Genomic DNA, 10,710 nt, shown 5'->3' with positions numbered 1-10,710 from the left:
GTGGTGCGCAATGTGCTGGTCGGCGCCGCACTGATCGGCATCCTGCTCAACGCCATGACCATCATCGACATTCCGCTGCTCTACCAGAACCTGATCAAGGCGGCGATCCTGCTCGGCGCCATCATCGTCGACGGCATCATCAATCCGCGCGACGAACAGACCGCACAACAAGGTGACATTTAGAGCAGATGGGCTAGCCCATCTTGCTCTGGGGTACCCGGTCCGATCGGGACGATCGGCCGGCAATGAAAACCGAACCAGAGGATGAGACATGAAACTGATCAGAACACTCATGGCGGCGGCCACGGCGCTGGCCGTCACCGCCTTCGTGGCGCCGACCTTCGCCGCCGACGATCCAGGCCCCGCTGCCTATGCACAAGCGCTGAAAGGCAAGCGCGTCATGCTGGTGCCGCTGGCGATGGGCTTCGACCTGGCGCAGGGCTGGGCGCATTATCTGAAGAAGGAAGTCGAAGCGTGGGGCGGCACGTTCGAAACGCGCGATCCCAACTGGGTCGTCGATGCCGGCGCGCAGGCGATCACCGACGCGATCTCGTCCGACACCAGACCTGATGTGCTGATCATCCATGCGCCGGACCTCAACTCCTATTCCAAGCTTATGAAGAAGGCGCAGGCCGCCGGCACCTATGTGATCCTGGTCGACAATCCGGCGAATTTTCCCGCCGATGCTTTCGTCGGCAGCGACTGGGACCGGCTCGGCCAGCTCGAGGCGGAAGCCGCGATCAAGGGCTGCGGCGAGAACTCGTCCAAGAAGATCGGGCTGGTGCAGGGCGACCAGGCCAACTCCTCCAGCCTTTACCAATATGCCGGCATCATGAAGGTGCTGGACAAGCATCCCGACTTTAAGGTCGTGGCCAAGCCCGATTCCAACTGGGATGCGACGACCTCGCGCAACGTGACTACGACCATGCTGCAGCAGAACCCGGACATCTGCTCGATCATCGACTTCTGGGATGGCGATGCCACCGGCGCATCGGCCGCGATCCGCGACGCCAAGCTCGACGGCAAGGTGTTTTTGGTCACCACCGGCGGCGGCGAAAAGGCGGCCGATTGCGACAAGCTGAACGACGGCACCTACGGCGCCGTGGTGATGACCGATCTCGCCCGCCAATCGGGCGACATGAACGCCATCATCAAATTCCTGCTGCAGAGCGGCCAGCCAGCCGGCACCTCCCACACCTATATCTACACGCTGGAGAAGGCGACGACCAAGGCCGACCTCAAGCCCGACAGCTGCTGGGACCTGAAGGCGCTGCAGGCCGAAGCAGCGGCGAAGTAAGCTGATCGTCTGCAACCGATATCGACGAGGTGGCCGGATCGTCCGACCACCTCTTTCTCTTGTGGCCCAGACCTGGCAGCAGTGACCCGATGAGCTTTCGCGAACGCCTCCAGTCCTGGCGCTACAATCTCGTGCCCGACCACCTCGTCGGCGAGATACTGACTAAGCGCTGGACCGACAACGCCATTCCCTTCCTGGCGCTGGTGGTGACGTTGGCGACCTTCGGCTCGATCATTCCGGGCTTCTTCAAGCTTTCTTCCCTGCAGGAATCGACGCGCCAGCTCGGCGAGTTTTCGATGGTCGTCACCGGCATGACGGTGGTGATGCTGGGCGGCGGCATCGATCTCTCGGTCGGTTCGATCTTCGCGCTGTCCTGCTTTTCCGCCGTCTATGTCTTCTTCATCCTCGAACAGTCGATCTGGCTGGCGCTGGCCGCCTCGCTCGCCACCGGGTTGGTGTTCGGCGCGATCAACGGCTACCTTGTCGGCTATCTCAGGCTGCGTGCCTTCCTTACCACGCTGGTGACCTTCATCTTCGGGCGGGCGCTGTTCGATATCCTGGTCACCACCTATGCCGCCGATGTGCAGCTTTCGACCGCTACATCAGACGTGCTCGATTTCATCGGCGACAGCACTTTCTGGGGCCTGTCGGTCTCGGTGTGGCTGGCGATCATCCTCGCCATCGTCACCCATATCGCGCTGACGCGCTCGCGGCCGGGCTGGCACGTGCTGGCGGTCGGCGGCTCCCGGCGTTCGGCGCACAATGCCGGCATCAGGGTGCGCCGTACCGTGTTCATGACCTATGTCTTTTCCGGCTTCTGCGCCTCGATCGGCGGCTTTCTCATTGCCTGCCGCTTGAGCGGGGCGGGGCCAGGCACCGGCCTCAACCTCGAGATCATGGCGCTGACGGCGGCGGTGGTCGGCGGCGTCAGCCTCGGCGGCGGGCGCGGCTCGGTGATCAAGGGGCTGATGGGCGCCATCATCGTGCTGACCATGACCAACGGGCTGATCCGGCTGGGCTATGGCACCGGTACCAACCAGATGGTGCTGGGCATCATGCTGGCGGTGGCGGTGACCATCGACATTCGCTGGCTCAAGAACCGCCACAAGGTGCTGAACGAGGTCTATGTCGCGCCGGTCTATCTCAGGATGGGCGAAACCCAGTCCGCGGTGCCGGGTTCGGGCACGCCTTACGCGCTCGACAACCGGCTGTCGGCGGCCGACCATATCGGGCTCGGCGAACTGGAAGGGCCGGAAGACGTCATCCTCGACCGCGACGACAATCTCTATTGCGGCACGCGCCATGGCGAGATCGTTCGCTTCTTCGCGCCGGATTATGTCAGGTCGGAGGTGTTCGCCCATATTGGCGGTTTTCCGCTGGGCTTGGCCTTTGACAAAGGGGGCAATCTGATCAGCTGCGTCGGCGCGATGGGGCTCTATTCCGTCTCTCCGGATCGCGCGGTCAAAAGGCTGTCGGCCGAGACGTCGCGCTCCTGGACCTCGATCGTCGACGATGCGCGGCTGCGCGATCCCAATGATTGCGATATCGCGCCGGACGGCCGCATCTATTTTACGGACTCGACCAAGCGCTATGACGCGCATGACTGGGCGCTGGACTCGATCGAGAACCGCGCCACCGGCCGCCTCCTGGTCTACGATCCCAGGGATGGGTCGACAAGGACGCTGCTCGACGGCTACCGTTACACCAATGGTGTCTGCATGGCGCATGACGGCAAGTCGCTGTTCTTCGCCGAAAGCTGGGCCTGCCGGGTGCATCGCTATTGGCTGGAAGGGCCGAAGGCGGGCACCGCCGAATGCGTCATCCGCGACATGCCGGGCTACCCCGACAACATCAACCGCGCGTCGGACGGCAATTACTGGATGGCGTGGCTGGGCATGCGCACGCCGAGCTTCGACCTGTCGTTGCGCCACCCCGACATGCGCAAGCGCATGACGCGCCGGCTGCCGCAGGACGAATGGCTGTTCCCCAACATCAACACCGGCGGCGTGGTGAAATTCAACGAGAAGGGCGGCATCGTGGAGGCGATGGGCGACTTGACGGGCGGCGCGCACCCGATGGTCACCTCGATGCGCGAGCACAAGGGATATCTGTTCGTCGGCGGCATCCTCAACAATCGCATCGGCCGCTACAAGGTTTCCGGCGCCGACCCGAACTGGACCAGCTCCGCCTCATATTGGGGAGCGCAGCCATGATCCTCGACCCAATCCTGGATATGTTTCGCGGCAAGGCGGTGACCATCCCGCCGCTCGACGGCGCCTTCCGTCCCAACACGCTGCTCGACGATGCGCCGGCTTTTGTCGGATTAACCGAACCGGACAATCTGCTGGTTGCCGATGGCGGGCTGCTGGCCTCCAGCGGCAATGCCGTCTATTCGCTTGCCGCCGGAACCGCGCCGAAGGTAGTCGAGACCTTTCCTTCCCCAATCACGGCGCTGGCTCTGTCGCCATCGGGTCAACTGACGGTGGGACTCGAAAGCGGCGGGCTGCTGATATCGGGCAAGGAGGTTTCGCTGCCGGCCGGTGTCAGCTGCATCACCGCTGTTGCCTACGCGGAGGACGGCGCGCTGTGGCTGGCCAACGGGTCGGCCGAGCACACGCCGTCGCAATGGGCGGCCGACCTGATGAAGAAGGGCGCGTCCGGTTCGCTTTGGAAACGAGACGCGGCGGGTGGCGAGTTCCGCAAGGTGGCCGGCGACCTCGCCTTTCCCTACGGGCTCCACCCCATCGGCGGCGATGTGCTGGTCAGCGAAAGCTGGCGCCATCAGCTTGTCCGCTTCGACGGTGCGACCGGCAACCGTTCGACCGTGATGACGCATCTTCCCGGCTATCCCGCTCGGCTGTCGCCGGCCGGCGATGGCGGGGCGTGGCTGACCTTGTTCGCGCCACGCAACCGGCTGATCGAATTCGTGCTGCAGGAAACGCACTACCGCCAGGACATGATCGACCAGGTGCCGCCGGCTTACTGGATCGCGCCGGCGATGGCATCCAGCCGCAGCTTCCTCGAACCGCTGCAATGCGGCGGCATCAGAACCATGGGCATCCACAAGCCGTGGTCGCCGAGCCGTTCCTACGGGCTGGTGGTCAAGCTCGATCAAAACATGCAGCCGCAATTCAGCCTGCACAGCCGCGCCAACGGCACGCGCCACGGCATTTGCAGCGTGGTGGAAAAGGGCGGCCAACTGTTCATTGCTTCCAGGGGTGGCGATTGCGTGCTGGCCGTCGACCTCGCCTCGGGAGGTTTCTGATGGAACCAATTATTCGCCTCGAAAACGTCACCAAGAATTATCGGGGCGTTCCTGCAGTCAAGAACGTCAGCTTCGAACTGCGCAAAGGCGAAATCCACGCACTGCTCGGCGAGAACGGCGCGGGTAAATCGACACTGACCAAGATCATCGCCGGTGTCGTCGACGCCACGTCCGGCAGGATGTTCCACAAGGGCCGGGAGATCGCCTACGCTTCGCCGCATGCCGCACTCGAGGCGGGCATTGCCATGGTGTTCCAGGAAACCAGCCTGGTGCCGTCGATGACGGTGGCGCAGAACCTCTATCTCGGTACTGAAAAATTCCTCAACCGGCTGCGCGGCACGTATATTTCAGCACAGCAGTTCCTGCAGTCGCTGAATTTTCCGGTCGATCCTAACGCCATGGTGGCCACACTTGGTGCCGCCAAGCGGCAGATGGTCGAGATCGCGCGCGCCGTGCACCACAATGCCGAGATCATCATCTTCGACGAGCCGACGGCGACCCTGACGCCGGAGGAGAAACGCCATTTCTTCGCGCTGATCCGGCGGCTGAAGGCGAACGGTGTCTCGATCGTCTTCATCAGCCACGCGCTGGAAGAGGCATTGATGATTGCCGACCGCATCACCATTCTGCGCGACGGTGAACTGGTCATCACCGACGACACGCCGGCCTTCGACCGCGACAGAATTGTCGCCGCCATGGTCGGGCGCACTTTGTCGGGGCAGATCTACCGCCAGCGCGACGAAGCCAAGCTGCGCAAGGCGGGCCGGAAAGTGCTGTCGGTGCAGGACATTTCGATGAGCAATGTCGTGCGCAATAACTCCTTCTCGATCTTCGAGGGCCAGATCACCGGCGTGTTCGGGCTGATCGGCTCCGGCCGCACCGAGACCTTCAAGGTCGTGTCGGGCATCTATAAGCGCGATTTTTTGCGCGGCGGTACAATCGAACTCGACGACAGGCCGGTGCGCTATCTCGTGCCGAGCGAAGCGGTGGCGGACGGCATCGTCTATGTCACCGAGGACCGCAAGAGCGAAGGCATCTTCGAGACGATGAGCATCGCCGAGAACCTGTTTGGCGGCCTGCTGGCGGCCGGCCGTGAAAAGGCCTGGGTGATCAACCAGCAGGAGATGCACGCGCTATCGGCCGAGTGGACGAAGACGCTCAACATCAAGGCGATCAACGACAATGCGCGCGTGGTCGAACTCTCCGGTGGCAACCAGCAGAAGGTGGTGATCGGCAAGGGGCTGGTGCAGCAGCCGCGCATCGTCATTTTCGACGAACCGACGCGCGGCGTCGATGTCGGCGCCATCGCGGAGATCCACCAGATCATCAACCGGCTGGCCGACGAGGGATTGGCCGTGGTGGTGATCTCATCCTATTTGCCGGAGGTCATGAACCTGTCGGATCGGATACTCGTATGCCGGCAAGGCCGCATCGTCGAGGAGTTTTCTCCGGCGGAGGCCACGGAGGAGAAGATCATGTACGCGGCGGTGCACTAGGGGTGCTGGCCGGGTGCGTATGTCGACAATTGGCCGGGATGCCCATCCATTCGTCATCCACGGGCGGAGCAAGGAGCGTAGCGACGCGGCGCAGACCCGAGGATCCATGCCGGGACTTCGAAGCGTAGCAGCGGTGCAGAATTCTGCTTCGCTGCACTCCACGGCTGGCGTCACGGCATGGATCCCAGGGTCTCCGCGACGGCGCTTCGCGCCTGCTTCGCCCTGGGATGACGACGCCGAGGGGGCTCGGCTAACCATCAATGTTCTGCTCAAATCGGCATCGAAAACTGAATCAGAAAAGCCGGTTAGCCCCTTTGCTCGAGACCTGAATCAACGACCTGATCCACCGAGCCAACGAAAGGAAACGCCATGGCCACGACAAAACTCCTGAGCGATGCCGAGGTGGAAATAATCCCGGCCGTGAAGGCCGTGTTCGACGATATCCGCGCCACGCGCAAATCGGATTTCGTCAATAATTTCTGGCGCGGGCTGGCCAATGATCCGGCGGCACTGAAGCGGATCTGGGAGCAGTTGAAGGTCGTGATGGTCGCCGACAGCGCCATCGATCCGCTGACCAAGGAGATGATCTACATCGCGGTTTCGACCGCCAATGGCTGCTCCTACTGCGTGCATTCGCACACGGCGGCGGCGCGCGCCAAGGGCATGACAGACGCGCAGCACGGCGAACTTGTGTCGATCATCGGGCTCGCCGGGCAGACCAATCATCTGGTCACGGCCATGCAGATCCCGGTCGATCCGCAATTCGAGGTGAAAAGCTAGCCGTCAGCCAGCCTATCGGCATGGCGGGGAACATTTGTCCCCAGCCTGTTAAGGAAGTGACATGTAACGGCACTAAGGAGACCCACGCGAAGTCGCGCCGGTGGGTTCCCGGCAGCCGGCTCTCGCAGTGGAGCCGGCATGAAAATCGTCCAGATCACCGATACCCATTTCAGCCCCACCAAGCCGCATTTCAACGGCAATTGGGAGCCGCTGGCCGCCTGGATCGCGCAAAGCGGCGCTGACCTCGTCATCCACACCGGCGACCTCAGCGTCGATGGCGCCGACAAGGATGCCGACATCGGCTTCTGCATGGAGCTGATGCGGGAAATCTCGGTCCCGATGCTGCTGGTGCCGGGCAATCACGATGTCGGCCATCTGCCGGGCTCCTTGCAGCCGGTCAATGCGGAACGCCTCGAGCGCTGGCGCCGGCTGGTTGGTCCCGATTATTGGACGGAGGACGCCGGAAACTGGCGATTTATCGGTCTCGACAGCCTGCTGATGGGCTTTGATGATGCCGAGGAAGAGGCCCAGTTCGAATGGCTGCGTGCGGCGCTGGAAAGCCGTGGCGGCCGGCGCGTCGCGCTTTTCGCCCACAAGCCGCTTTTCATCGACGCGCCCGGCGAAGGTGACACCGGTTACTGGAGCGTCCGCCCGGCACAGCGGCAACGTCTCTACGATCTGATCGGTGCCCATGATGTGGCGCTTTTCGCCAGTGGTCACCTGCACCGGGCATGGCAAGGCAAATACGAAAACACCGCGCTGGTCTGGGGTCCGTCGGCCGCCTTTGTCGTCGGCGACATGGAGCGCGACATGCCGGGCGAGCGGCTGCTCGGCGCCGTCATGCATGAATTCGACGACACGGTCGCCAGCGAGATCGTCGCCATACCCGGTATGACCGTCCACTATTTGGATGACGTGGTTGCCGAGGTCTACCCGCACGAGGCGCACAAGGTCCGCAGGAAGGTCGCGTCATGAGCGCGCTCTCGCTTCGCGGCTTGAACAAATCCTTTGGTGGCAATGCCGTCCTGAACGGCGTCAGCCTCGATGTCGAAGCGGGCGAGTTCATCGCCCTGGTCGGCCCCTCGGGCTGCGGCAAGAGCACCTTGCTGCGCATTCTTGCCGGGCTTGATCATGCCGACAGCGGCGAGATCTTCGTTGCTGGCAAGGACATGTCGGCGGTCGCCGCGGCGGATCGCAACATCGCCATGGTGTTCCAGTCTTACGCGCTCTACCCGCATCTGACGGCCGGCCAGAACATCGCGGTTCCGCTGGCCATGAAGCGGCTGAGCCGGACGCAGCGGCTGCCGCTGGTCGGCTCCGCCCTGCCGGGCCAGAAAGAAATCCGCACTGGCATTTCGCGCGATGTCCGCGAGATGGCGACGGTACTCAAGATCGACCATCTGCTCGACCGCAAGCCTGGGCAGATGTCGGGCGGCCAGCGGCAGCGTGTCGCCCTGGCGCGCGCCATGGTGCGGCGCCCCTCGATCTTCCTGATGGACGAGCCGCTTTCCAACCTCGACGCCAATCTGCGGGTGCACGCCCGTGGCGAGATCGTCGAACTGCACCGCCGCGCCGGCGTGCCGACGCTCTATGTGACGCATGACCAGGCCGAGGCACTTTCGATGGCCGACCGGGTGGCGGTGATGATCGGCGGCAATCTGCTGCAACTCGCCGCGCCCGAGGCGATCTACAACGATCCGGCCCATATCGAGGTCGCCCGTTTCGTCGGCCAGCCCAGGATCAACATCATACCGGCACTTGCCGAAAATGGCCGTGTCAGCTTCGAAGGCATCCGGTTGGCCCTGATGGAGAAGGTGGCAAACGGCCCGGTCAGCCTCGGCATCCGGCCCGAATTCGTCAAACTGTCTCCCAGTGGGCGGAGCGGGCTTGCCGGGCGGATCGAGCGCCTCGAATTCCTCGGTTCGGAAGTCATTGCCCATTGCCGGCTCGATGCGACCGGCGACATCGTCATCGCCAAGCTGGCGCCGCACGAGGCGAGGGACCTGATTGCGGGAATGCCGGTGGGTATCCTCCTTTCACCCGAGCAGGCCATGGTCTTCGGGCCGGAAGGAAAGCGGCTGCGCACGGCGAGCGCCGCGCCCGCACGCCAGGAGCCGGCCTATGTCTAGCGTCGCGCTGGCGGGCAATATCCCGAGCGCCGCGGCCCTCCACAGGCGCAGCGAGGACCGCACCGCCTGGCTGCTGGCGGCCCCGGCGATCGTGCTGTTGCTGCTGTTCGTGCTCCTGCCGGTGGTTGCCGTCATCTTCCTCGGCTTCACCGATTTCGAACTCGGTTATGGCAAATTCCGCCTGGTCGGCTTCGAGAACTACGCCCATCTCCTGACCGACCGCACTTTCCGCAAATCATTGTGGAACACATCGGTCTATACGGCGATCGTCGCACCGGTCTCGATCGTGCTTGGCCTTGGCGTCGCCTTGCTGATCGAAGGCGAACCGCGGGCGCGCGGTTTCTTCCGCACCATCTATTTCCTGCCGGTCGCATCGCTGATCGTCGCCATGGCGACAGTCTGGCAATATCTCTTCCACCCGACCATCGGGCCACTCAACGCGCTGCTTGCGCTGGTCGGCATTCCTGGCCCGAACTGGCTCGGCGCCTCCAGCACCGTGCTCTACAGCCTGTCGATCATCGGCGTCTGGCAGTCGGTCGGCTTCAACATGGTGCTGTTCCTGGCTGGCCTGACGGCGATCCCGCGCGAGCTCTACGCCGCTGCTCACGTCGATGGCGCGAAATCGGCGCTCGACCGGTTTTTCCTGGTCACCTGGCCGATGCTCGGGCCGACGACGCTGTTCGTCGTCACGATCAGCATCACCAATGCGGTGAAGGTCTTCGAAACCGTGAAGATGCTGACCGATGGCGGGCCCAACAAGGCCTCCGAAGTGCTGCTGTTCACCATCTACCAGGAAGGCTTCGTCTACCTGCGCGTCGGCTATGCCTCGGCAATGACCGTCGTCTTCCTTGCGATCCTGGTCGTGCTGATGCTTCTCCAATACCGCGTACTCGACCGGCGGGTGCATTACACATGACCAGCCTGCCTGCCGGCCGCATCATCCGTTTCGCGCTGCTTTCGCTGGGCGCGTTGATGATCCTCGCGCCTTACATCTTCATGATCTCGACCGCGGGCAAGACGCAGAGCGACATCTTTACCTCGTCGCTGTCGCTCGTCCCCCAGCATTTCTACTTCGCCGAGAATTTCGCCAAGGCGCTGAGCAAGGTGCCGATGGCAACGCTGCTGTGGAACGGCGTCGTCGTGTGCGGCCTGATCTTCTTCTTCCAGGTGCTGGTCGCGATTCCCTGCGCCTACGCCATGGCCAAGCTGAAATTCCGTGCCGCGCGGCTGATGATGGTGCTGGTCATGCTCGGCCTGCTGGTGCCGATCCATGCCACGGCGCTGCCGCTCTATGTCGCCTTCGACAGGATGTCGCTGCTCAACAGCTACACCTCGCTGGTGGCGCCGTTCACCATCTCGGTGTTCGCGATCTTCATGTTCCTGCAGTTCTTCCGCGCCATGCCCGACGACCTCATCCACGCAGCAAGGCTCGACGGCATGTCCGAGCTCGGGATCGTCGCGCGCGTCATCGTCCCCAACGCCTGGCCGGCCGTCACCGCGTTCGCGATCTTCTCGGTGGTCGCCCACTGGAACGACCTCTACTGGCCGCTGATCGTCGTCAGCAAGCAGGCCTACGCCACGCCGCCACTCGGCCTGATGTATTTCCGCGCCGCCGAGGCCGGCGACGACTACGGCGCGCTCATGGCCGCCACGCTGATCATCACCCTTCCACTCGTCGTTGCCTTCCTGTTCGCACAGAAGCGCTTCGTCGAAGGCATCACCATGACCGGTCTCAAAGGCTGA

At 63.3% G+C, this 10,710-nt stretch carries 9 protein-coding genes and 1 pseudogene; all 10 read left to right on the top strand.

The features are described from left to right. Positions 1-183: pseudogene (locus FJ954_RS29680) on the top strand (ABC transporter permease); the annotation flags it as partial. Between the two features lie 88 nt (positions 184-271). Beyond that, complete coding sequence (locus FJ954_RS29675) at positions 272-1,297, top strand: sugar ABC transporter substrate-binding protein (protein WP_015317085.1); 1,026 nt, start codon at positions 272-274, stop codon at positions 1,295-1,297. Positions 1,298-1,386: 89 nt separating this feature from the next. Next, positions 1,387-3,510, top strand: a complete 2,124-nt coding sequence (locus FJ954_RS29670) for an SMP-30/gluconolactonase/LRE family protein (RefSeq protein WP_015317086.1) — start codon at positions 1,387-1,389, stop codon at positions 3,508-3,510. Continuing rightward, complete coding sequence (locus tag FJ954_RS29665; RefSeq protein WP_140665414.1) at positions 3,507-4,562, top strand: hypothetical protein; 1,056 nt, start codon at positions 3,507-3,509, stop codon at positions 4,560-4,562. Before FJ954_RS29670 ends, FJ954_RS29665 begins: the two co-directional genes overlap by 4 nt. Continuing rightward, positions 4,562-6,058 carry a sugar ABC transporter ATP-binding protein gene (locus FJ954_RS29660; protein ID WP_140665411.1) on the top strand — a complete coding sequence of 499 codons (1,497 nt, stop codon included), beginning with the start codon at positions 4,562-4,564 and terminating at the stop codon, positions 6,056-6,058. The genes FJ954_RS29665 and FJ954_RS29660 overlap by 1 nt, the downstream gene beginning before the upstream one ends. Positions 6,059-6,427: 369 nt before the next feature. Continuing rightward, positions 6,428-6,838, top strand: a complete 411-nt coding sequence (locus FJ954_RS29655) for a carboxymuconolactone decarboxylase family protein (RefSeq protein WP_140665408.1) — start codon at positions 6,428-6,430, stop codon at positions 6,836-6,838. Between the two features lie 138 nt (positions 6,839-6,976). Continuing rightward, the gene (locus tag FJ954_RS29650) at positions 6,977-7,813 is read left to right on the top strand and encodes a metallophosphoesterase (RefSeq protein ID WP_140665406.1); all 837 of its coding nucleotides are present in this window, start codon (positions 6,977-6,979) and stop codon (positions 7,811-7,813) included. Then, positions 7,810-8,967 carry an ABC transporter ATP-binding protein gene (locus tag FJ954_RS29645; RefSeq protein ID WP_140665403.1) on the top strand — a complete coding sequence of 386 codons (1,158 nt, stop codon included), beginning with the start codon at positions 7,810-7,812 and terminating at the stop codon, positions 8,965-8,967. The genes FJ954_RS29650 and FJ954_RS29645 overlap by 4 nt, the downstream gene beginning before the upstream one ends. Continuing rightward, a complete protein-coding gene (locus FJ954_RS29640) occupies positions 8,960-9,883 on the top strand; it encodes a sugar ABC transporter permease (RefSeq protein ID WP_140665400.1) in 924 nt (307 codons plus the stop codon). Before FJ954_RS29645 ends, FJ954_RS29640 begins: the two co-directional genes overlap by 8 nt. Further along, the gene (locus tag FJ954_RS29635; RefSeq protein ID WP_140615474.1) at positions 9,880-10,710 is read left to right on the top strand and encodes a carbohydrate ABC transporter permease; all 831 of its coding nucleotides are present in this window, start codon (positions 9,880-9,882) and stop codon (positions 10,708-10,710) included. The genes FJ954_RS29640 and FJ954_RS29635 overlap by 4 nt, the downstream gene beginning before the upstream one ends.

The organism is Mesorhizobium sp. B2-3-15, from assembly GCF_006442875.1.
Lineage (GTDB): Bacteria > Pseudomonadota > Alphaproteobacteria > Rhizobiales > Rhizobiaceae > Mesorhizobium > Mesorhizobium australicum.
Note: the sequence above shows the minus strand (reverse complement) of the source record. Positions and strands in the feature narration are given on the sequence as shown.

Coding starts and splice junctions, on each gene's coding strand:
- FJ954_RS29635 (WP_140615474.1), top strand. CDS start 9,880: ATGACCAGCCTGCCTGCCGGCCGCATCATCCGTTTCGCGCTGCTTTCG.
- FJ954_RS29645 (WP_140665403.1), top strand. CDS start 7,810: ATGAGCGCGCTCTCGCTTCGCGGCTTGAACAAATCCTTTGGTGGCAAT.
- FJ954_RS29675 (WP_015317085.1), top strand. CDS start 272: ATGAAACTGATCAGAACACTCATGGCGGCGGCCACGGCGCTGGCCGTC.
- FJ954_RS29655 (WP_140665408.1), top strand. CDS start 6,428: ATGGCCACGACAAAACTCCTGAGCGATGCCGAGGTGGAAATAATCCCG.
- FJ954_RS29665 (WP_140665414.1), top strand. CDS start 3,507: ATGATCCTCGACCCAATCCTGGATATGTTTCGCGGCAAGGCGGTGACC.
- FJ954_RS29640 (WP_140665400.1), top strand. CDS start 8,960: ATGTCTAGCGTCGCGCTGGCGGGCAATATCCCGAGCGCCGCGGCCCTC.
- FJ954_RS29660 (WP_140665411.1), top strand. CDS start 4,562: ATGGAACCAATTATTCGCCTCGAAAACGTCACCAAGAATTATCGGGGC.
- FJ954_RS29650 (WP_140665406.1), top strand. CDS start 6,977: ATGAAAATCGTCCAGATCACCGATACCCATTTCAGCCCCACCAAGCCG.
- FJ954_RS29670 (WP_015317086.1), top strand. CDS start 1,387: ATGAGCTTTCGCGAACGCCTCCAGTCCTGGCGCTACAATCTCGTGCCC.